This is a genomic window from Pseudomonas sp. URMO17WK12:I12, from assembly GCF_000514395.1.
In the GTDB taxonomy this organism is placed as follows: domain Bacteria; phylum Pseudomonadota; class Gammaproteobacteria; order Pseudomonadales; family Pseudomonadaceae; genus Aquipseudomonas; species Aquipseudomonas mucoides.
On the sequence record NZ_AZVV01000004.1, the window covers coordinates 264232 to 287127 of the forward strand.

The 22896-nt window shown below is 58.2% G+C and carries 13 protein-coding genes; 5 read left to right on the plus strand and 8 right to left on the minus strand.

The features are described from left to right. The first annotated feature begins 168 nt into the window (after window positions 1-168). The 5 genes from aceE (at window position 169) to msrA (ending at window position 10094) form a co-directional block, all read left to right on the plus strand. On the plus strand, window positions 169-2814 hold the full coding sequence (gene aceE / locus D882_RS0104030; RefSeq protein WP_027922043.1) for a pyruvate dehydrogenase (acetyl-transferring), homodimeric type: 2646 nt from the start codon (window positions 169-171) through the stop codon (window positions 2812-2814). Between the two features lie 11 nt (window positions 2815-2825). Next, window positions 2826-4802 (plus strand): dihydrolipoyllysine-residue acetyltransferase, encoded by a 1977-nt coding sequence (gene aceF / locus D882_RS0104035; protein ID WP_027922044.1) that lies wholly within the window; start codon window positions 2826-2828, stop codon window positions 4800-4802. A gap of 271 nt (window positions 4803-5073) precedes the next feature. Further along, window positions 5074-6468, plus strand: a complete 1395-nt coding sequence (locus D882_RS0104040) for an alkaline phosphatase D family protein (RefSeq protein WP_027922045.1) — start codon at window positions 5074-5076, stop codon at window positions 6466-6468. A gap of 192 nt (window positions 6469-6660) precedes the next feature. Further along, on the plus strand, window positions 6661-9354 hold the full coding sequence (locus D882_RS0104045) for a bifunctional diguanylate cyclase/phosphodiesterase (protein ID WP_027922046.1): 2694 nt from the start codon (window positions 6661-6663) through the stop codon (window positions 9352-9354). Between the two features lie 92 nt (window positions 9355-9446). Then, entirely contained in the window at window positions 9447-10094 is a 648-nt protein-coding gene (gene msrA, locus D882_RS0104050) for a peptide-methionine (S)-S-oxide reductase MsrA (protein ID WP_027922047.1), read from the plus strand. Window positions 10095-10259: 165 nt separating this feature from the next. Here msrA and D882_RS0104055 read toward each other — a convergent pair whose 3' ends face one another. From D882_RS0104055 to putP, 8 genes are all read right to left on the minus strand, one after another. Further along, window positions 10260-11099 carry a 23S rRNA (adenine(2030)-N(6))-methyltransferase RlmJ gene (locus tag D882_RS0104055; protein ID WP_027922048.1) on the minus strand — a complete coding sequence of 280 codons (840 nt, stop codon included), beginning with the start codon at window positions 11097-11099 and terminating at the stop codon, window positions 10260-10262. A 306-nt stretch (window positions 11100-11405) separates the two neighbouring features. Continuing rightward, window positions 11406-11729: a hypothetical protein gene (locus D882_RS0104060; protein ID WP_027922049.1), complete on the minus strand. Its 324-nt coding sequence runs from the start codon at window positions 11727-11729 to the stop codon at window positions 11406-11408. A 366-nt stretch (window positions 11730-12095) separates the two neighbouring features. Continuing rightward, entirely contained in the window at window positions 12096-12731 is a 636-nt protein-coding gene (locus D882_RS0104065) for a hypothetical protein (protein ID WP_027922050.1), read from the minus strand. Between the two features lie 262 nt (window positions 12732-12993). Continuing rightward, window positions 12994-13347, minus strand: a complete 354-nt coding sequence (locus tag D882_RS0104070; RefSeq protein WP_027922051.1) for a hypothetical protein — start codon at window positions 13345-13347, stop codon at window positions 12994-12996. Window positions 13348-13349: 2 nt separating this feature from the next. After that, window positions 13350-18143: an RHS repeat-associated core domain-containing protein gene (locus D882_RS0104075; protein WP_027922052.1), complete on the minus strand. Its 4794-nt coding sequence runs from the start codon at window positions 18141-18143 to the stop codon at window positions 13350-13352. Further along, a complete protein-coding gene (locus tag D882_RS0104080) occupies window positions 18143-18880 on the minus strand; it encodes a DUF4123 domain-containing protein (RefSeq protein ID WP_027922053.1) in 738 nt (245 codons plus the stop codon). The genes D882_RS0104075 and D882_RS0104080 overlap by 1 nt, the downstream gene beginning before the upstream one ends. Beyond that, the gene (locus D882_RS0104085) at window positions 18870-20888 is read right to left on the minus strand and encodes a type VI secretion system tip protein VgrG (RefSeq protein WP_027922054.1); all 2019 of its coding nucleotides are present in this window, start codon (window positions 20886-20888) and stop codon (window positions 18870-18872) included. Before D882_RS0104085 ends, D882_RS0104080 begins: the two co-directional genes overlap by 11 nt. A 365-nt stretch (window positions 20889-21253) precedes the next feature. Continuing rightward, window positions 21254-22738, minus strand: coding sequence for a sodium/proline symporter PutP (gene putP / locus D882_RS0104090; protein WP_027922055.1), 1485 nt, complete (start codon window positions 22736-22738; stop codon window positions 21254-21256). Between the last annotated feature and the right edge of the window lie 158 nt (window positions 22739-22896).

Here is a 22896-nt window from a genome sequence, read left to right on the forward strand (position 1 = left end):
ACTACTCGTATATACATTCGAAAGGCTGAAATGCCCGAAGATTTGTAGTAAAACTACACGCCGCCGGAACAACCTCTCGGCAATCCAAGAATTTATATCGTCTGCCCACAAGGCCAGTCGCAAACTCAGGCAACCGATTCTGGAAGCCTTTCCGCCCTGGAGCAAGCCATGCAAGACCTCGATCCCGTCGAAACCCAGGAATGGCTGGACGCCCTGGAATCGGTTCTCGACAAAGAAGGCGAAGACCGCGCTCACTATCTGATGACCCGTATGGGCGAATTGGCGACCCGCAGCGGTTCGCAACTGCCTTACGCCATCACCACGCCATACCGCAACACCATTCCCGTTACCCACGAAGCACGCATGCCTGGCGACCTGTTCATGGAACGCCGCATTCGCTCGTTGGTACGCTGGAACGCGATGGCCATGGTGATGCGTACGAACCTGAAAGATTCTGACCTGGGCGGTCACATCTCCAGCTTCGCCTCCAGCGCCACCCTGTATGACATCGGCTTCAACTATTTCTTCCAGGCCCCGACCGACGAACACGGCGGCGACCTGATCTACTTCCAGGGCCACACCTCGCCAGGCGTTTACGCCCGTGCATTCATGGAAGGCCGCATCACCGAAGACCAGATGAACAACTTCCGCCAGGAAGTCGACGGTCACGGTTTGTCGTCCTACCCGCACCCTTGGCTGATGCCTGACTTCTGGCAGTTCCCGACCGTATCCATGGGTCTGGGCCCGATCCAGGCGATCTACCAGGCACGTTTCATGAAGTACCTGGAAGCCCGTGGCTTCATCCCGGAAGGCAAGCAGAAGGTCTGGTGCTTCCTGGGCGACGGCGAGTGTGACGAGCCGGAATCCCTGGGCGCGATCTCGCTGGCTGGCCGCGAGAAGCTCGACAACCTGATCTTCGTCATTAACTGCAACCTGCAGCGCCTCGACGGCCCGGTTCGCGGCAACGGCAAGATCATCCAGGAACTCGAAGGCGTTTTCCGCGGTGCTCAGTGGAACGTGACCAAAGTCATCTGGGGCCGTTTCTGGGACCCACTGCTGGCCAAGGACGTCGACGGTATCCTGCAACGTCGCATGGACGAAGTCATCGACGGCGAGTACCAGAACTACAAAGCCAAAGACGGCGCGTTCGTGCGTGAACACTTCTTCAACTCGCCAGAACTCAAGGCGATGGTTGCTGATCTGTCCGACGACGAGATCTGGAAACTCAACCGTGGCGGCCACGACCCGTACAAGGTCTATGCGGCGTACCACGAAGCGGTCAACCACAAAGAACAACCGACTGTCATCCTGGCCAAGACCATCAAGGGTTATGGCACCGGTGCCGGCGAAGCGAAGAACACCGCGCACAACACCAAGAAGGTTGATGTTGAAAGCCTGAAGCTGTTCCGCGATCGTTTCGACATCCCGGTCAAGGACGAAGAGCTGGAAAACCTGCCGTTCTTCAAGCCAGAGCCAAACAGCGCCGAAGCCCGCTACCTGAGCGAGCGCCGCACTGCACTGGGCGGTTTCGTACCACAGCGCCGCGCGCAGAGCTTCAGCGTGCCAACGCCGCCACTCGATACCCTCAAGGCAATCCTTGATGGCTCGGGCGACCGTGAGATTTCCACCACCATGGCGTTCGTGCGGATCCTCGCGCAACTGGTCAAGGACAAGGAAATCGGCTCGCGCATCGTTCCGATCATCCCGGACGAAGCCCGTACCTTCGGTATGGAAGGCATGTTCCGTCAGTTGGGCATCTACTCCTCCGTCGGCCAGCTCTACGAGCCAGTCGATAAAGACCAGGTGATGTTCTACAAGGAAGACAAGAAGGGCCAGATCCTCGAAGAAGGCATCAACGAAGCAGGCGCCATGAGCTCCTTCATCGCTGCCGGTACTTCGTACTCCAGCCACAACCAGCCAATGCTGCCGTTCTACATCTTCTACTCGATGTTCGGCTTCCAGCGTATCGGCGACCTCGCCTGGGCCGCTGGCGACAGCCGTACCCGTGGCTTCCTGATCGGCGGCACCGCCGGCCGGACCACACTGAACGGCGAAGGCCTGCAACACGAAGATGGTCACAGCCACATCCTGGCCGGCACCATCCCGAACTGCCGCACCTTTGATCCAACCTACGGCTATGAGCTGGCGGTGATCATCCAGGACGGCATGAAGAAGATGACCGAAGAGCAGCAGGACGTTTTCTACTACATCACCGTGATGAACGAGTCCTACCAGCAGCCAGCCATGCCGGCCGGTGTCGAGGAAGGCATCATCAAGGGCATGTACCTGCTCGAAGAAGACACCCGCGAAGCGGCACACCACGTTCAGCTGATGGGCTCCGGCACCATCCTGCGTGAAGTCCGTGAAGCGGCGAAGATTCTGCGTGAAGAGTTCAACGTCGGCGCTGACGTATGGAGCGTTACCAGCTTCAACGAACTGCGTCGCGATGGCCTGGCCGTCGAGCGCAGCAACCGCCTGCACCCGGGCCAGAAGCCTAAGCTGAGCTACGTCGAAGAGTGCCTGAACGGCCGTAAAGGTCCGGTCATCGCCTCTACCGACTACATGAAGTTGTTCGCTGAGCAAATTCGTCAGTGGGTCCCGTCCAAGGAATTCAAAGTCCTGGGCACCGACGGTTTCGGCCGCAGCGACAGCCGCAAGAAACTGCGTCATTTCTTCGAAGTCGACCGTCATTTCGTGGTGTTGGCAGCCCTGGAAGCATTGGCTGACCGTGGTGACATCGAACCTAAGGTTGTGGCTGAAGCCATCACCAAGTTCGGTATCAACCCGGAAAAACTCAACCCACTGGACTGCTGAGGAGAGATTCTGTGAGCGAACTCATTCGCGTACCTGACATCGGCAGCGGTGAAGGTGAAGTAATTGAACTGTTTGTGAAGGTCGGCGACCGTGTCGAAGCCGACCAGAGCATCCTGACGCTGGAATCGGACAAGGCGAGCATGGAAATTCCTGCGCCTAAAGCCGGCATCGTCAAAAGCATTAAAGTGAAGCTGGGCGATCGCCTGAAAGAAGGCGACGAACTGCTCGAGCTGGAAGTCGAAGGTGCCGCTGCTGCGGCCCCTGCGGCTGCCGCTGCGCCGGCTGCAAAAGCTGAAGCGAAACCGGCTGCGGCTCCTGCTGCCGCCGCCGCGCCAGCTGCTGCGCCGGCTGCCGCTTCGATTCAGAAAGTGCACGTGCCGGACATCGGTTCGGCGGGCAAGGCCCAGATCATCGAGATCCAGGTCAAGGTCGGCGACACCGTCGAGGCTGATCAATCCTTGATCACCCTGGAATCCGACAAGGCGAGCATGGAAATCCCATCGCCCGCCGCTGGCGTGATCAAGGCCATCAGCGTCAAGCTCAACGACGAAGTCGGCACCGGCGACCTGATTCTGGACCTGGAAGTGGCGGGTGCTGCGGCCCCTGCTGCTGCTCCAGCTCAGGCTGCTGCACCTGCCGCCGCGGCTCCAGCGCCAGCCGCTGCAGCTCCGGCTGCTCCAGTGGCCGACAGCGTTCAGGACATCCACGTTCCGGACATCGGTTCGGCGGGCAAGGCCAAGATCATCGAAGTCCTGGTCAAGGCCGGCGACACCGTTGAAGCCGACCAGTCGCTGATCACCCTGGAATCCGACAAGGCGAGCATGGAAATCCCATCGCCTGCCGCTGGCGTGGTGGAAAGCGTTTCCATCAAGCTGGATGACGAAGTCGGTACCGGCGACCTGATCCTCAAGCTGAAAGTCAAAGGCGCTGCGCCTGCTGCTGCCCCGGCTCCGGCCGCCGCTGCTGCACCGAGTGCTCCGGCGCCAGCCGCTGCTGCACCTGCCGCCGCCGCACCGGCTGCCGCCGCACCGGCTGCCGCCCCGGTTGCTGCTCCAGCCAAGCCTGGCGCCAAAGTTCACGCCGGCCCGGCCGTGCGTCAACTGGCTCGCGAGTTCGGCGTCGAGCTGAACGCCGTCGGCGCCAGTGGCCCGCACGGTCGCATCCTCAAAGAAGACGTGCAGGTTTACGTCAAAGCGATGATGCAGAAGGCCAAGGAAGCACCGGCCGCTGCTGCCGGCGCAACCGGCGGCGCGGGCATCCCGCCAATTCCGGTCGTGGACTTCAGCCGCTTCGGTGAAACCGAAGAAGTGCCGATGACTCGCCTGATGCAAATCGGCGCGTCGAGCCTGCATCGCAGCTGGCTGAACATTCCGCACGTGACTCAGTTCGATTCGGCTGATATCACCGAACTGGAAGCGTTCCGTATCGCTCAGAAAGCCGTTGCAGAGAAGGCCGGTGTCAAGCTGACCATCCTGCCGCTGCTGCTCAAGTCCTGCGCGCATTTGCTCAAGGAACTGCCGGACTTCAACAGTTCGCTGGCACCCAGCGGCAAAGCGATCATCCGCAAGAAGTACGTGAACATCGGCTTCGCCGTCGACACCCCTGAAGGCCTGCTGGTACCGGTCATCAAGAACGTCGACCAGAAGAGCCTGTTGCAACTGGCAGCCGAAGCCGCTGCGCTGGCCGCCAAAGCCCGCGACAAAAAGCTCACCGCTGACGACATGCAAGGCGCCTGCTTCACCATTTCCAGCCTCGGCCACATTGGCGGCACCGGCTTCACGCCGATCGTCAACGCGCCGGAAGTGGCGATCCTCGGTGTTTCCAAGGCAACCATCCAGCCAGTTTGGGACGGCAAAGCCTTCCAGCCGAAACTGATGCTGCCACTGTCGCTGTCCTACGATCACCGCGTGATCAACGGCGCCGCTGCTGCACGCTTCACCCAGCGTCTGAGCAGCCTGCTGGCGGACATCCGCACCATCCTGCTGTAACACCGAGCGGCCCTCCTTCACCGGAGGGCCGCTCGCGTTCCACGTTTTCCGAGCGCCACGCTCGTACCTCAACCCCGCCAATTTGGCGGGGCTTTTTTTGCCCTGAATAAAGCTTCTTCCTACAGCAGCGGCTTACATTGCCCACAACTCAAGTCCACTTCCTCCCGATATTTTCTTCGAAGCAGCAACTAGTCTTAGTTGCACTGAAACTTAATAAAACCACATCAGCTACTTCCTGCTTCGCTAGCAATTACTTCGAATGGAATCGAACATGTTCAAACCGACTGTCGGCCCGATTATGGGCCACACTACAACTAATCACGCGCGCATTTTTCTGCGTGGAGAACTTCAAGATAATGCATTGGCATTTGCAGGGGTTCGTTATCGGCGCCAAGGCGAAGCCCATTGGTCCCGAGGCGAATTTGTTAAGTTGACGCGCTTGCGCGACATGGCCGATGTGATTGCGCTCAATGAGCTGGCCAGCGACACCGAGTACGAATATCAGGCCGGCTGGTTCAGCCCGATGAGCCCGGTGCATACCGTGGAAACGGTCCAGGAACTGCCACTGCAATGGCCACGGGAGATTTACCGGTTCCGCACTCGCTCCAGCAAGACCACCACGCCACGAGCTTACGTGGTCGGCTCTTGCCGCTATCTACGCATGACGGCAGGCATTGCGTCGGCGCCGAAACGGGGTGACCGGATTTTTGCCTCGATTGCCGATTTGACGCAGCAGGTTGACCCGCCTGTCAGCGCGATGCTGATGACCGGCGACCAAATCTATGTCGATGACCTGAACCTCGTTGCTCCCGACCGGGAATACAAGGAAATACTCAATAAGTATCGTGCAGCTTTTTCCCAACCGAACATATCCAGATTAATGTCCAATTTGCCGACCTACATGATCCTCGACGACCATGAAATAGAAGACAACTGGCCTGCCAACAAAAGCAAGGGCGATGCTTACTTATATAAAAACGCCATCGCGGCTTATGAGCTCTATCAAGCCAGCCACAGTCCGGCACATGAACTTCTGACCAACGGACAGATAAACAGAAAACTAGAACGTTATTGGTATCAGTTCACCGACGGTGATATTGAATGGTTTGTCACCGACAGCCGTACTCGCCGCAACCTGTCCGCCGATGATCGCCGTATCCTTGATGAAGAACAGGAACAAACACTGCTCAAATGGCTGATCCACAGCCCGGCCCGGGTCAAATTCGTGGTCACTAGCGTGATGTTCTACCCCGACCGCAAACGCCATGGCGATGACGCCTGGAAGGCCTTTCCAGAACAACGCCTGCGGTTGCTGGAGACGATTCGCACGCACCGCATCAAGAACGTCATCTTCGTGTCGGGCGATGTCCACGGCTCCTTGACCAGTCGCCTGACCCACAGCGCAAACCCGGACTTCGAGGTGCACACCGTTGTCTCTTCGCCGCTGTGCAACAGCAAACTGCTGCCATACGCCAAGGCCTCCACCTTCATTCTGGATCAGCCGCTGGCGCAAACGGCGGCGGGGGACTATCGGCATGAACTGACCAGCCAAGTCGTCAGCGAGGACAACTTCGCCCATCTGATCGTTGATGGCGAGCAGGTTCAGGTCAATTACCACGACCGGGACGGCAAACGATTACAAACGGTAAACATCCCGCTGCACTAAGGTCATGAAGGCCAAATGCATTAGTTTTGAGCCCGGGCTGAAGAAAACTTCGCGCCGGCCGACATATTCTTATAGCACTTGGCCTTCATGTCTCTTGTCAGTCGGGGCCGCAATGATGCAACCTTGCCGCAGACAACAGTTAAGAGGGCGAGAGCCCGGCGCGATCAGCACATTCGAAGCGAGTTTCCCTCAATGAAAAGCCAACCCGATGCCGCCAGCCGTATGGTGGCCGAGGTAGTGACGCAGTTGCCTGTGCCCTCGCGGCTCGGCATGCTGCGTTTCGAACGGCTGAATGAGCCTAGCTGGGCGCTGCTGTTTCTCGATCCTAATTGCGAACGCCATTTCGGCCTGCCGGCCGTCGACCTGTGTGCGCTGGTCGACTCCCCCTACGCCAGCCTGATGGAGCCCGAAGCGCGCTATCAGCTGCATGACGCGGTCCAGCAGCAACTCACCGACAGTCCGAACTACCAGATCCGCTACACCTTGCACACCGCCTCGGGCGCCTTGAACCTGCTGGAACTGGGCGAAGCCTATAAACAGCACAATCGGCACCTGTTGCGCGGCTATCTGCTGGTGGTCGATGACCTGTTCGAGGGCTTTCAGCTTCAGCCCGCGCAGGATCTGGAAACCCAGAACTCGCGGCTGCAAATTGCCTTGGAGCTCAACCAGCGCGCCCAGCAGGAACAATTGCAGCATCTGGACCGGGTGCGCGCCCAGCAGGACCTGATCCTGTTACTGACCCGCCAGCGCTACAGCACCAACAATTCCCTGCAAGAAGCCGCCGAACTGATCACCCGCAGCGCCTGCGACATCTACGAAATCGACTGTGCCAGCCTGTGGAACCTCGAAGGCTCGATGTTGGTACCGATATCGGCCTATCACCGCGCCAGCAGTGAATACCAACTGCCGGAACCGATCGACGTCAGCGGCTTCCCCGATTACCTCGAAGCCTTGCACAGCAGCCGCGCCATCGATGCCCACAACGCCATGCGTGATCCGCGCACCCGGGACATGGCCGAGAGCCTGCGCCCCCGCGATGTGAACGCGATGCTCGACGCCAGCATCCGCGTCGACGGCCAGGTGGTCGGCGTGCTGTGCCTGGAACAGACGGGGGCGACCCGCGCCTGGCAGTCTGACGAAATCGCTTTCGCCGGCGAGCTGGCCGATCAGTTCGCCCAGGTCATCAACAACCACAACCGCCGCACCGCCACCAGCGCCCTGCACCTGTTCCAGCGTGCGGTCGAGCAAAGCGCCAACGCCTTTTTGCTGGTCAATTGCGACGGCGTGGTGGAATACGTCAACCCGAGCTTCACCGCGATCACCCAGTACAGCACCGAAGAAGTCCACGGCCAGCGGCTGTCGGAACTGCCGGCGCTGGAGAACCTCAGCGAACTGCTGTTCGACGCGCCCTCGGCGCTGGCCAAGAGCAACAGTTGGCAGGGTGAATTCAAGAGCCGACGTAAAAACCTCGAACCGTACTGGGGCCAGCTGTCGATCTCCAAGGTCTATGGCGACAACCGCGAGCTGACGCATTACATCGGCATTTACGAAGACATCACCCAAACCAAACTCGCCCAGCAGCGCATCGAGCGCCTGGCCTACACCGACAATCTGACCAACCTCGGCAACCGCCCGGCATTCATCCGCAACCTCGATGAACGCTTCGCCCGCGACACCGACACACCGATCAGCCTGTTGCTGGTGGACATCGACAACTTCAAGCGGATCAACGACAGCCTCGGTCACCAGACTGGCGACAAACTGCTGATCAGCCTGGCCCGACGCCTGCGCAACAGCCTGAGCCCGAGCGGCAGCCTGGCGCGTTTCGCCAGTAACGAATTCGCCGTGTTGCTGGACAACACCGACCTGCGCACCGGCCAACAGGTCGCCCATCAGTTGTTGATGACCCTCGACAAGCCGATGTTCGTCGACAACCAATTGATCAGCGTCACCGGCTCCGTGGGCCTGGCCTGTGCGCCGCTGCACGGTCGCGACCCGCAAACCCTGATGCGCAACGCCGGCCTGGCGCTGCACAAGGCCAAGGCCAACGGCAAGCATCAGGTCCAGGTTTTCACTGAAGCACTGAATGCCGAGGCCAGTTACAAGCTGTTCGTCGAGAACAACCTGCGCCGCGCCCTGACTCAGAACGAACTGGACGTGTTCTACCAGCCCAAGCTCTGCCTGCGCAGCGGCCGCCTGCTGGGCATGGAAGCGCTGCTGCGCTGGAACCACCCGGACAAAGGCATGATCCGCCCGGATCAGTTCATCAGCGTCGCTGAAGAAACCGGCCTGATCATCCCGATCGGCAAATGGATCGCGCGCCAGGCCTGTCGCATGAGCAAGGAACTGAGCGCCGCTGGCCTGGGCAATCTTCAAGTGGCGATCAACCTGTCGCCCAAGCAGTTCTCCGACCCGGACCTGGTCTCGTCCATCGCCAACATCCTTAAGGAAGAAGCGCTGCCGGCGAACCTGCTGGAGCTGGAACTGACCGAAGGCCTGCTGCTGGAAGCCACCGAAGACACCCACTTGCAGCTCGACCAACTCAAGCGCCTGGGCCTGACCCTGGCCATGGACGATTTCGGCACCGGTTACTCGTCGCTCAGCTACCTGAAAAAATTCCCGATCGACATCATCAAGATCGATCGCAGCTTCATCCACGAAATCCCGGACAACCAGGACGACATGGAAATCACCTCCGCAGTAATCGCCATGGCCCACAACCTGAAACTCAAGGTCGTGGCGGAAGGCATCGAGACCGCCGAGCAACTGGCGTTCTTGCGCCGCCACCGCTGCGACGTCGGTCAGGGCTACTTGTTCGACCGGCCGATCCCCGGCGCCGAGCTGATCGAAAAGCTCAAGCGCTACCCGCGCGGCCCTCTCGTCTGACCCCACTCCTACAGGGGTAGTGCGTAACGGGAAGGGTTTGGGCACACTGGCGGTCTGATTCCTACATCCCAACCTGACTGAGAGGACTGATCATGGTCTTGCGCTCGGAAATCCTGGTGAACAAAAACGTGCTTCCAACCAAAGAACAAGCTCTACCCGGCCGTGAAACCCCGATGAACCTGCCGGAAAAACATTTCGTCCACGACTCCCCGCTGCTCGGCCCGTTCGTCACCAACGTCGACTTTGCCATCTTCGGCCTGGGTTGCTTCTGGGGCGCGGAACGTCGTTTCTGGCAGCGTGAAGGCGTGGTCAGCACAGTCGTGGGTTACGCCGGCGGCTTCACGCCGAACCCGACCTATGAAGAAGTCTGCTCAGGCCTGACCGGCCACAGCGAAGTGGTGCTGGTGGTCTACGAGCCGGAAAAAGTCAGCTACGACGAGCTGCTGAAGATGTTCTGGGAACTGCATAACCCGACTCAGGGCATGCGTCAGGGCAACGACATCGGCACCCAGTACCGCTCGGTGATCTATGCGACCAACCCGGAGCAACTAGCAGCCGCCAAACACAGCAGGAACGTGTTCCAGGCTGAATTGACCAAGGCCGGGAAAGGCGAAATCACTACCGAAATCGCCGAAGCGCCGACGGTCTACTTCGCCGAGGCGTATCACCAGCAGTACCTGGCGAAAAACCCTGAAGGCTATTGCGGGATTGGCGGCACAGGCGTGACCTGCCCGATCTGATTTTTCGGGCCTCAAAAGCATCGCAGGCAAGTCGAATCGTCGCACCGCCGCTCCCACATGGGTTTTGTGTCCGACCACAATTTTGTAATCGACATATATCCCTGTGGGAGCGGGCTTGCCCGCGATGGCGTCCTCTCAGACGCCATCAATGCATCTGATCAGCCATCAACTCTCAGCAATCAACCAATCCATCTGCCACCCACCCTGGGTCTGCCCCAACTTCTTGGACAGCCACGGCAGCAACTCACGCAATTCCTCTTCCAGCCCCCACGGCGGATTCGCAATCGCCAACCCGGACCCGTTCAGACTGTTCGGCGTATCCAACGGATGCACCAGCAACTCCACACGCAACAACTTCGGCGCGCCCGAGCCCGCCAGATCCTGATAGAAACGACGCAACAGGCGCTGGTCCTTCACCGGGTACCAGATCGCCGCCACGGTCTGACGCATCCGGCCAACCGCTTCTTTCAGCGACGCCGCACAGCGCTGCATCTCATCGAGCTGTTCAAACGGCGGATCAATCAACATCACCGCCCGCTTCTCCTGCACCGGCAACATCGCGCGCGGCACATGCCAACCTTCGCCCAGATGCACCTTCACCCGACGATCACCGGCCATGTTGTCCTTGAGCAGCAAACCGTCTTCGGGGTGCTTCTCGTTGAGCATCACCCGATCCTGCGGCCGCGTCAGACGCCGCGCCAGCTCCGGCGACCCCGGGTAATAGCGCAACTGGCCATCCGGGTTCATGTCGTGCAGCACGTTCATGTAATCGGCGGTCAGCGCCGGCAGGTCCGGCTGATCCCACAGACGCGCAATACCTTCCAGGTACTCACCGGTACGGCTCGCCTGATCACCCTGCAGGTCATACAGACCAATGCCGGCGTGAGTGTCGAGATAGGCAAACGGCTGCTCCTTGCGCGACATCAGGGCGATGAGGCGGGTCAAGGTCAGGTGTTTGAACACATCGGCGTGATTGCCGGCATGGAAGGCGTGACGATAATTCATGATTGCTCCTGCGAAGGCCGGGAAGTTTACCTTGTACCGAGGCGAACGTCAGGGCCTCGCAGCCGAGCGGGCACTTGCAGGCCCACAAACCTGCGGTGAGGGGGCTTGCCCCGTCGGGCTGCACAACAGCCCCAAAATATCCCAGTACCCACAAGACCCTGTGGCGAGGGGGCTTGCTCCCGCTCGACTGCGTAGCAGTCGCCAAACCAAACCCCTCGGAACAACTGACATAACCGAGTTGCAGGTTTTGGGGCCGCTACGCAGCCCAGCGGGAGCAAGCTCCCTCGCCACAAAAGCAGCCAGTCGCTATTGCGAAGGCATCGCCCGCAATCGCCGTCCAATCACATCCAGCACATCACACCCATCCCGCAACGGAATGGCGCACAGCAACGCAAAATCACTAAGAATGAACGACTCACACTCAACCGAACCGCGCATCGAAATGTTCTCCAACACCTGCGTGACGGCGCGAATTCGATAGTTGGCAGCCTCGTATAAAACATCGAGCGGCGCGTGGGTATCGACGAACAGCGTGGGCATGTCGGTGCAGTTGCTGGTGAGGGCCATGAAGCGGTTTTTGGGGTGGGGGATTGGTTTTTCGTAGGGTGGATCTGGCGTTAGCGTTGTCATTTGTAAATTCCATGAGTATGAAAATGAGCTGCCAAACGCACCCTCCTACAGGTTTGGGTGGCAGCCATGCGCAGGAGTAGGAGTACCGAGCACTCATGAACCTCGGTCACGCCGAAGCGTGTCCCGCGCACAGCCGCCGCGAACGATCATATGGACACGAGTTAAGTGCCGCAATCAAACGACAGAGCTGTTGCATCATGAGTGAGGGCTCCTACACCCTGCCACCACTTGCGCGGTGACAGCCAAAGACTATCCCTGCAACCCATAGCCCACCAGTTCATGGAAGCCGTCACAACTTGAAGGAAACTTCCGATGAGCTTGCCCGGAAAATTCGTTACCACCACGAAAATATTAAACAGATTTTAATTAGTCTGTTGTGCTGGCAATCAGTGCGCTGAGAGTTCGACGTTTGGGATTCCAGATCGTCAAACACCACACCCCCCACCACTCCAAACCTTCGTTGAAGTAATCACTCCACGATTCGCGCCCTGGAATTGCATCAGAGTTATTGACCCATTCTCGCTTAAATCCCTTAACCCAATTTATTACTACAACATCATCTTGCTCTTCGAGGCCTAGAGCCTGACACCACTCACGGAATAGTGCCTGAGCCTCAAGTTCTCCTCCTTTGAATTCAGTTCTATAAGGTGGCTCACGAAAAGAACCGTAAAACGCCAACGGTCCTCGCTCATAATCTTCGACCAAAATGAGATTATGTATTTCTTTCCGACTCAAAACAGTAGCCACAGCCTTCTCTAGGTCCCAACTGATAGCAGGATCTACTGGATTTATATACTCGGGATTTTTTATCAAATCGTTATGCCAATCCCACAAATCTTTCATGAGCTTTTCGTGAAGCCTGATCAAAGCTTGCCGATGAATTGATTCGTCGACTGTCACATTTATCTCAGGGCGGAGCACGACAAAATTGAAAACGCAGCCAGCGTCATCCATCCGATCAACAAGCGATTTATTTTTTTCTTCATCAATTACTTTCAACACTAAAAATATACCCTTCAGAAACAGATAAAATTCTTCTTCGCTATCAATACTCGAAAACAAAATTCACAAGAAAGGAGAAATAAGTAAAAGAGGACAGATTTAGATATCCTATGCCCGCAATTCTCGCAACTCCTGTCAGAAAGACACGTCTATTCGATCTACCTGAATTTTTGCCAATCGCCAGATTAGGATGGTCGTTGTGAATTTGCTGATCCGAGAAATCAACAAAAATAGAAACACGCCCCTGCAAAACGGGATAGATTTATTTACTCTCCTCACGCTGATAGCGCATTAAGCACAGATACAAAATCCGCATAAATTCACGACCATCGACAACCTCATCAGAAAATAAAAAACTACGCTTCTCAAGTACAGACTTAAAACTCTCACCTTTATCAAGAAAATGCCGAAGTGTATTCACATGCCATTGTTGCTCATCCTCCAAAAACCTTTGATATGTAGGCTTTAGAACTAGATCCATAATCCTCGACAGCGCTATGGGATCATTGACATCCGTAGAGCAAATCTCATCCAGCACGGACTCTTCGTGAGGGTAGTCAATATCAAAAACGAAGAGCAACCCAGGTAAAATCGACACATCAGGCTCAAACTTCATAACTAATACTCCGCATACGCAGTTATAAGCTTCCCGAACTCATTCATAATTACCACCGTCTTGGTAGGCTCGATATACACAAGCCCATCACTTTTATAACCTTCACCAACCTTCCGGTGCATCTCCACAGGTCGACTAGACAATGTTAAGTTTCCAGTTCTTTTGAAAATCAATTGCGCGCGATTTATCGCATTCAATTGGTCTTTATGACTAATGAAACGTGTTGCGGCCCTAGGAATGCTCGGTTCGTCTAATTTTGTTTTCCTATTCTTCCGCATTTCTATTTTCCCAGTGGTCGGATTTCGGGCCGTGTCAGCACGTTCAAATTGAGACGCTAAAGTAGTCTGAGCACCATGCTTATCCAAAAAGTGAGCCTTAGGTTGATGGGCTTTTTGAATTTTCTTCAGTTCCTTGAAAGCAATATTCTCAGTGAGTTCATCAATCCGCGCCCTCCGCTGATCACCCGTCAGCTTCGGCAGCGCCGGCTCACCTTCATCTACCCTAGCGCCAGTCGTATCATCCGGCGCCCCACACCCAGGCTTATTCGGTGGCGGACAATTCCCGCTCAACCCCAACGGATCAACCCACCCCGTCGGATTCAGCGTGTATTGATACTGGTTCAGCCCACCCGCCAACTTGATCGGGTCCGGCGTCAGGTATCGGCCAATCTTCGGATCATAGTACCGATGCCGGTTGTAGTGCAGACCGCTCTCGGCATCAAAGTACTGCCCCTGAAAGCGCAGCGGCTGCTCAAGCTGCTCGCCCCCGCCGAACGCCTGCTGCGTAACCTTGCCGTAGGCGTTGTACTTCGCCGACCAGACGATCTCGCCACCAAAATCGGTCAGTTCTTGCGGTGTGCCGAGGTGGTCGAGTTGGTAGTAGAACGGGCAGGCTTTGCGCAGGCCTTTGCCGTCGAGCATGGCTAGCGGGCGGAAGCTGCCGGGTTCGTAGAGGTAGCTGCGGTAGTGTTCGCGACTGCTTTCGGCGACGAGGTTGTCGCCTTGCCAGAAGAATTCGGTGGTGTGGCCGTCGACGGTTTTGGCGATGCGGCGGCCGAAGGCGTCATAGCGGTAAGTGGCGGTGCGACCGTCCGGGGTGGTGACGCCGATCAAGCGGTGTTGGCAGTCGTAGCGGTAGTCGGTGACGAGCTTTTGCCCGGTGCCGCGGCGTTCGCGGATGAGGTTGCCGAAGGCGTCGTAGTCGTAGTGGCGGTCGCCTTGCATCAGCAGGCGATTGCCCAGCACTTTCGCGGCGCCGGGGCGGTCCTGCATCAGCAGGTTGCCGGCCGGGTCGTGGGCGAAGCTTTCCGCTGAGGTGTCGCGGGTGTGGCGCACGCGGGTCAGGCGGTTGAGCGGGTCGTAGGTGTAGTTGCGTTGGCCGTGGCGGGTGTCGGCGATATGGTCGAGATTGCCGTTGGCGCTGTAGGCATAGTCGCGGCGATACAGCGGTTGTTGCTGTTGGCTGACAGCATGGGCTTTCAGACGCCCCTGATCGTCGTAGGCAAAGTCGCTGAGCAACTGGCCTTGCTGTCGTTGTTGTTCGCGACCGAAGGTAAATTGGTGGCTAGTGAGCTGCGCACCATTGAGGTCGATGGCGGTGAGCGCGCCGCCCTTGGCATGGTGGTAGTCGAGTTTGCTGCCGTCCGGCAGGCGCAGGCGATTAAGTTGGCCGCAGGCGTCGTAGCCATAACGCAGCGTGCCCCAGCCCTGATGCTCGGTGATCAGTCGGTCCTGTTGGTCGTATTCGAATTCCAGCGGATGGTCGTGGCCGTCGTCGACGCCGATCAGCCGGCCGAAGCTGTCGTAGCGGTATTCGACCTTGAGCCCGTCGGGCAGGGTTTTGACCAGCAGTCGCCCGGCTGAATCCCGCTCGTAAGCGGTGATCAGCTGCGAACCGTCAGCGCCAAACTCAGTTTTCGCCAGTAACTGGCCATTGAGGTCGTAGGCATACGCCGTGCGTTGGCCGTCGAAGCCGGTTTCCTGTCGGATCAGTCCGCCGGCGGTGTAGTCCAGCTGATATTTTTCGCCGGATTCGTTTTCGATTTCCGTGAGCAACAGCTGCGCGTTGTCGTAGCGATACTTCAGCTGGGAGCCGTCGGCATTGAGCCGACGGCTGACCAGGTGCAGGTCGTCGAGGTATTCGTAGCGCGTGATGCGACCGAGTTCGTCGCGTTCGGCGGTGATTTTTCCGTAGGCGTTGTAGCTGTAGGCGCGACTGGCACCGGTAGGAAGAATCGTCTGGATCAGTCGGCCAACGGCGTCCCATTGCGACTGAGTGACTGCACCATGCTCGTCCTGACGGGTAATCTGTCTGCCGAGCGAGTCGTAGGAAAACCGCCGTACACCACCGTCCGGTAGCGTTTCCTCGACCAGTTGCCCCAAACCGTTCCAGACGAACACATGCCGACTGGTGTCCGGATAGCGAATCGACAGCAACTGACCTTTTTCGTCGTAGTGGTAATGGGTGATCTGGCCGTCGGGATCGGTCGCTTCGGTAACGTCACCCTGGGCATTGCGCCGATACTTCCACACGGCTTTACCGCGATAGCGGGCGTGCAGGAAACCGTTGCGGTATTCGTAGGCCGTTGGCTCGTCTTCCGGTGGAATCAGCGCCACCAGGCGTCCGACTTCGTCGTATCGGTATTCGGTGACGGCGCCGAGCGGGTCCTGCTCGGCAATCAGCCGGCCTTCTTCGTCATAGGCCTTGAGCTGTTCACCGCCATCCAGTTCGACCTTGCGCACCAGCCGCGCCCGCTCGTCGTGGACGTAAACCTCTTCGCTGCCGTCGACGTTGTGCACGGTGACGCTGCCGGCGTCATCCCACACGTAGCGCGCATCCATCTGTGCGAATGAGGCCCAGTGGCGGACACAGCGTGCCGCTTTTCCGGACCTTTCCCACGCCCAGAAGAAACTCGCCCCACCGGCCAGTTGCCGCTGGAGGATGACGTGCTGGTCGTCGTAGTCGTAGCGTTCGCTTTCACCGGCGGCGTTGCTGGCTTCGATCAGGTGTGCGCGTTCGTCGTAGGTGTAACTGACCAGGGTTTGCTCGGTCTTCCAGGACTCATCGAGGGTCTCGGCCGGGACAAATACCTGGTAGTCGACGGCGACCAAATGGCTGCGCTCATAACGCAAGCGCAAGGCGCGGCCGGCGCCGTTGTCGAGACGCTGGATGCGGTCCTGACGGTCGCGGGTGATGCGCAGGCGGTTGTCGTATCCGTCGCTGATCGCGGTCAAAAAACCATTTTGAAAGTGGTAAAAGCGCGTTTCGTCACCGGCCTGGGCGAGGATCAGTTCTTCGGGTTCAGCCCCGAGATAAATCGCCGCGCGCGACAGGCTGTTGTGAATCGCCGGGCGTTCAGCGGTCGGCAGCGGGAATGGGGTGCGACGGTTTTCGTGGTCGATCCAGATGACGCTGTCGCCGTCGATCTCCAGTCGATGGGAGAGCGAATGACTCCAGCCGAAGCCGAGGCCGCAATCGATTTCGGCAGCACTGGTGCGATAGAGCCGGGTGAAGTCAAACGGCAGAATGCCGTCCAGCGCACCGTCGGTGAGGGTCAGCAGTTCTTCGCCGGTGACCATCGACACCGGGCACTTGTTGGTGGCGGTTTTGTTGGCGGAATCGGCAGCGTCGCCGTTGGGGTTTTTCGCCTGATCCGGGGCGTTGTCGTGGTGTTCGTTTTGCTTGAGGGTGGTGTTGCGTTTGGCATCCCAGCGCAGTTGCATGCGCCCCTTGTTTAGTCCCGCTGCAACGCCGCGCGCGGCGACTGTTTTGTAGCGGTCTACGTACTCCATAAAGTTGTCGATGATCGTGACCATCGACTTCACGAAGCCCATCACGGCCTGAAAAATCTGCGCGCTGTACTTGGCCAGTCGCACTGTCAGCCAGGCAATACCGACGCCGACCACGCTCAACACCAAGCCAATCAATACGTCGATGACCAGGCCAACCACACCTTTGGAAATGGCCTCAGCCGACGTCCCGGCCAATTGCGATGGCGGCAATGCTTCGAGCCATAACATTGCGGTGCGCATCAGCAAACACAACGCCGCCTCGTCGCTGGCCAGCAACAGGGCTTTTTCCATTTTGTCTGGGGCGCTTACAGCGAGACTTGCCAGTTCCCCTGCGCTTTCACCCAGTTTCTCGGCAAAGGCGTCAGGGTCTTTCAGAATGTCGGTTAGTTCACCGATACCATCCCAAACAGCCTGAACGGCCGCCCAACCTCCTGCGAGCATTCCATTGCCCACGGCGGCCAACGAGGCCGACATCGTTTGCTGCGACCACTGCGGTTTAAACCCCTGCCACTCGTTGCGCAGCCAGCCTTCCAGCTCCGTGGTCAGGCCTTTGTAAGAATCAAAAAGCTTGTCGATCTGCTTCGGTGTAACTTCACTCTGAACATGAACACGGTAGAACTTGCCAGGTATCCCTTCGAACTGCCCCTTACCGTTTTCATCGAGCTTGACCGATTTGATCTCGCCGCCATCCCGGGCAATCACATCAACTGAAATATTCCCCAACGGAATGTCATAAACCGATTCAAACTTGCTCTCGATTTCCAGAATCCCACTTGCCGGACACTGAGCAACACCCGAGAAAAAATCATCATCGCCACCGCTCACCGCTGTCGTGGTGCTCCCAAGTTTTACCAGTCGCTCCATGTCCATCAGCGAAGGCAAATCCATCGCCCGGCTGACCCTGTCCGTATTCCGCCCCAAGAAGCTGCCAAGTTGCTGGCGATACACAACCAGCGTGTCTTTAAACCCGTCGAGCTCCTGCTCGATCCGCACGATCTGATCCATCAGTCCAGCTCCGTCATCAGGTAATCCACCAAGGCTGATTTCGGTGCTTGAGGCAGGTCCGGCGTCTGCAAGAAGAGCGCGACTTTGTGCCGCAATACGCTCGGCGAAAACGCTTCATAAAGATCAGGTCGGTCCTCGCTCAACCACATCAGCAAGTTGTTGATGCGAGTCGTCGCGGACTCGCCAGCGAGGTACTTGAGTAGCGACTCGGAAACTTCCCACCACGGAAAAACCCTGGTGGTTTTCAGCGCACTGCCGCCGATATCCAGCGGCTGACCATTGATCAAACAACGGTCGATCACAGGCATTAACTGCGTGGCATTCACTTCGCCGGACTGAAGAATCGGCAGCACATAACGCCCGTCCCAGAAGCGGAAAAACACCGCATGTCCGTTGGGCAAAAGTACCTGGGTAAGGCTGCGCAGATGCTCGACCAGCCCCTCTTGAGACGCAGAAGAAACCGCTAACCAACCCCAATCGCGAGACTCGGTGGCAGCGACCCACTCGAGAAACTCACTGCCTGCCTCAATGATTCCCACAAAAGGCATCACCGGTTCCCACTCGGCGTAGGCGGTATCGACCCAGATCGGGTGCGGCGCGTGAACGGTGGTCGATTGCTGCCAGACTTTGAACGGCTCAGCCGTGCTGGCATTACTGAAAATCGCAAAGAGTTGTTCCGACGGTTTCAGCGGCTGCCGGGCTAGCCAGTCGCGAGGCGTTAAATGATCAGGCCGCACAGACACCGTCCTTGCAGCGCTCACACTCCTCACAAAACGGCGCGTCGCTTTTCAGGCTCATGATTTGTGCAGCACTCAACAACGCTGCCGGCGCAGCGGCGAGTTTCAACGGCGTATTCGGCGCCGTCGGCGCAGCCGCCATCGGCGGCATCAACGCCCCGCCCACCTGAATCGGCACGCTGCTGAAAATCCCCCCAGGACCGATATTGATCCACTGCCCGCCCGCCTGAATCGTCGCGCTGGCGCCACCGTCGATCACCACTTGCTGGCCGGCGCTGACGTGGAATTGCTGACTGGCGTTGAGCGCCTGGCTGGTCACGCGAATGTGCCGATCACCCATCACCACCAAGTGATCGTCGAGCTTCACTTCGGCCTGGCGCTGGCCATGGGTGATGCGCTGCTCGTCGGCCTTCAACTCGTGGCGAGCGGTGCCGGTGACGACGATGCTGCGCTGGTTATCGACCTGCACGTGCTGATCGTTCAACACATGCTGGGTCCAGTTTCGCTGGGCGCGCAGGTAGATTTCCTCGGCGCCTTTGCGATCCTCGATGCGCAGTTCGTTGTACCCCCCGCCTCCCGGACTGCTCTGGCTGCGGAAAATGCTGCGGGTCTTGTCGGCGGGCAGGTCCAGCGGAACGGGCGTCGCCGCGTTCGGCAGGCAACCCATCACCAGCGGCTTGTCGGCATCAGCGTCGATGAAGCCGACCAGCACTTCCATGCCGACGCGCGGGATCAGCACGCTGCCATAACGGTCATGCGCCCAGCCCGTGGCCACGCGCAGCCAGCAACTGGAGTGTTCGTTGAGTTGTCCATCGCGGTCCCAGGCGAGCTGAACCTTGACCCGACCGAACTCGTCGCAATGGATTTCGCTGTCAGTCGGCCCAGTGACCACGGCCGGTTGATAGCCGAGCATGCGGGGCTTTTGCGGCCCCAGTGGCGGACGAAACGAAACGTCCCACGGCGTCGCCAGAAACGTATTGCGATAACCCTGAAAGTCGTCCGGGTCGTCACTGGTGGCCGATTCCTCCAGCACTTGTGGCTGGCGGCCGCGATGTTCGATTTGAGTGATCAGCCACAGGTCGTTCCATGCCTGACGCGGATGCTCGGCGAGGTGCAGGAAATGCCCGCAAACCAGCGACGAATCGTCGCCTTTACCTTCAGCCAGACGAAAGTCGGCATTGTGGCGTTCGAGTGCACGGTGGGTCAGTTGCTTGCCATGTTCGCGATCAATGAACTGGCCGGGGAAATGGTAATCCTCCAGCACCGGGCGCTGTTCGCTGTCGAGACGGGTTTCGAGTTGCAGGCGAGGTTTTTGAAAGTCGTAGTCGCGACGCGCGACCGCGGTCGTGCGGGTTTCCAGACGCACGTTGAAGCGTTTGATGGCCGGCGCAACCGCCGCCATTCCGCTGCCCGGCAGATACAGCGCCGACTCGGGCAGACGAGGAAAAACCGTCTGGTCATCACCGAACACCAGCAGATGCCCGTCGGGGCTGTGTTGGAAGTGGTAGTGAATGCCGATCTCGGCACACAACCGCTGGATGAACGCCAGATCGCTTTCGGCGTACTGCACGCAGTACTCGCGAGGTGCGTAGTCGCTGCCGAGCTGAAACTCGAACGCATCGCGCTGGATGCCATGGTCCTTGAGGACCTGAGCGATGATCGTTGGCACACTTTTGTGCTGGAAGATGCGCTGGTTGATGCGCTGACCGAGGTAAGCCAGGCGCGGCACGAGGCTGATCTGATAACCCGTCAGACGTTTGCCGGAGTCGCTTTGGCCGACGAGAAAAATCTGACCGTGGATACCGGAACCTTGTGCATCGAAACTCAGAAACGCCTGACGGTGCAGCAGGCTTTCCAGTTCTATGTCTGGCCGTTCACTGACCAGTTCCAGGTCAAAACGGTAGGGTTGGCTGATGGCTTCCGTGCCCGTGAACTCAAGGACTTTGAGCTCATTCTGGACGCCGTCGAGGGTCAACGTGAAACGCGGTTGATTAGCAGGCGCGAACATCCGATGTGTCTCTGCAGAATGAAGGCGGGCGATTCTGCATGAGCGACAAGGGGGGTTGAGGGAGGGACAAGGAAATCAGATTCCCCCTACTTTTAAAGAGATTTGTCCTTCACGAATCAGTGCGTTTGGCTACAGACATCTCCCTCAAAACCACCACCAATCCCCTGTAGGAGTGAGCCTGCTCGCGATAACGGTTAATCATTCAACTTGATGTCGACTGACCCGGCTATCGCGAGCAGGCTCACTCCTACAGGAATATGTACAGGGATTCGAGATTTATACAGGCCAAAAAAAACGGCCCGCCTCCATCAGGAAGCGGGCCGTTTTCATGTTCGGCGAGAGATCAGCGCCTCAGCTCATCCCCATCACTTGTTCAGACGGAAATCTGCCTCGGCCGCAGCAAAACGCTGGAGCATGCCGTGAGTCGGCGAACCCAGCTTGCTGACGATGTAGATCGCCAGGCTGGCGAAGATGAAACCAGGGATGATTTCGTACAGGCCCAGCAGTTCGAAGTGTTTCCACACGATCACGGTGATCGCGCCGACCAGGATGCCGGCCAGTGCGCCGTTGCGGGTCATGTCTTTCCAGATCACGGAGATCAGCACAACCGGACCGAACGCAGCACCGAAACCGGCCCAGGCGTAGCTGACCAGACCCAGTACGCGGTTTTCCGGGTTGGCGGCCAACGCGATGGCGATCAGGGCAACCAGCAGCACCATGGCGCGACCGACCCAGACCAGTTCCACCTGGGAAGCGGATTTACGCAGGAAGGTTTTGTAGAAGTCTTCGGTCAGGGCGCTGGAGCACACCAGCAACTGGCAGCTCAGGGTGCTCATCACGGCAGCCAGGATGGCCGACAGCAATACACCGGCAACCCATGGGTTGAAGAGGATTTTCGCCAGTTCGATGAACACACGTTCGTGGTTTTCAGTGACCGGACCGGCCAAATCAGGGTTCGCCGAGAAGTAAGCGATACCAAAGAAACCTACCGCAACGGTGCCGCCCAGGCACAGGATCATCCAGGTCATGGAGATGCGACGGGCGTTGGCAATCGACTTGACCGAATCCGCCGCCATGAAACGCGCGAGGATGTGCGGCTGGCCGAAGTAGCCCAGACCCCAGCCCATCAGCGAAATGATGCCGATGAAGGTGGTGTTTTTCAGCATGTCGAAGTTGCTGGCGTCTTGCGCTTCGATGGCCAGAAACGTGGTGTCGACGCCACCGGTGGCGAGCAGCACGATGATTGGCGTCAGCAACAGCGCGAAGATCATCAGTGTGGCTTGTACGGTATCGGTCCAGCTTACGGCGAGGAAACCGCCGACGAAGGTGTAGGCAATCGTCGCCGCAGCACCGGCCCACAGCGCGGTCTCGTAGGACATGCCGAAGGTGCTTTCAAACAGACGGGCGCCAGCGACGATGCCGGAAGCGCAGTAAATGGTGAAGAACACCAGGATTACCACCGCAGAAATGATCCGCAGCAGGCCGCTTTTGTCTTCGAAACGGCTGGCGAAGTAATCCGGCAGGGTCAGGGCATCGCCGTTGTGCTCGGTCTGCACGCGCAGACGGCCAGCGACGAACAGCCAGTTCAGGTAAGCACCGATGATCAGACCAATGGCGATCCAGCTTTCGGACAGGCCAGACATGTAGATGGCGCCCGGTAGGCCCATCAACAACCAGCCACTCATGTCGGATGCGCCGGCGGACAAGGCCGTGACGACGCTGCCCAGGCTGCGACCGCCCAAAATGTAGTCAGAAAGGTTGTTGGTGGAGCGATAGGCCATCAAGCCGATCAGCACCATTGCTGCGATGTAGATCACGAACGTGATCAGGGTTGGATTGCTTACGCTCATTCTGTGATGCCCTGGCTTTGTTTTTATGTGGCGCCAGCGTGTGAACCCGCCGACAAACGACAACGTTTGTTTAGACGATTTCAAAGCCCGCGCATTTAAGACTGATGTTTCCCCAGGAAAGCCATCAGCCGGCGAACCGATTTTTCATCCGGTTGCAC

What these genes read in the sequence shown, in the direction of transcription:
- D882_RS0104055 (WP_027922048.1), bottom strand. Translation starts at nt 11,099, where the DNA reads ATGAATTATCGTCACGCCTTCCATGCCGGCAATCACGCCGATGTGTTC.
- D882_RS0104060 (WP_027922049.1), bottom strand. Translation starts at nt 11,729, where the DNA reads ATGACAACGCTAACGCCAGATCCACCCTACGAAAAACCAATCCCCCAC.
- aceE (WP_027922043.1), top strand. Translation starts at nt 169, where the DNA reads ATGCAAGACCTCGATCCCGTCGAAACCCAGGAATGGCTGGACGCCCTG.
- D882_RS0104085 (WP_027922054.1), bottom strand. Translation starts at nt 20,888, where the DNA reads ATGTTCGCGCCTGCTAATCAACCGCGTTTCACGTTGACCCTCGACGGC.
- D882_RS0104040 (WP_027922045.1), top strand. Translation starts at nt 5,074, where the DNA reads ATGTTCAAACCGACTGTCGGCCCGATTATGGGCCACACTACAACTAAT.
- putP (WP_027922055.1), bottom strand. Translation starts at nt 22,738, where the DNA reads ATGAGCGTAAGCAATCCAACCCTGATCACGTTCGTGATCTACATCGCA.
- D882_RS0104075 (WP_027922052.1), bottom strand. Translation starts at nt 18,143, where the DNA reads ATGGATCAGATCGTGCGGATCGAGCAGGAGCTCGACGGGTTTAAAGAC.
- D882_RS0104070 (WP_027922051.1), bottom strand. Translation starts at nt 13,347, where the DNA reads ATGAAGTTTGAGCCTGATGTGTCGATTTTACCTGGGTTGCTCTTCGTT.
- msrA (WP_027922047.1), top strand. Translation starts at nt 9,447, where the DNA reads ATGGTCTTGCGCTCGGAAATCCTGGTGAACAAAAACGTGCTTCCAACC.
- D882_RS0104045 (WP_027922046.1), top strand. Translation starts at nt 6,661, where the DNA reads ATGAAAAGCCAACCCGATGCCGCCAGCCGTATGGTGGCCGAGGTAGTG.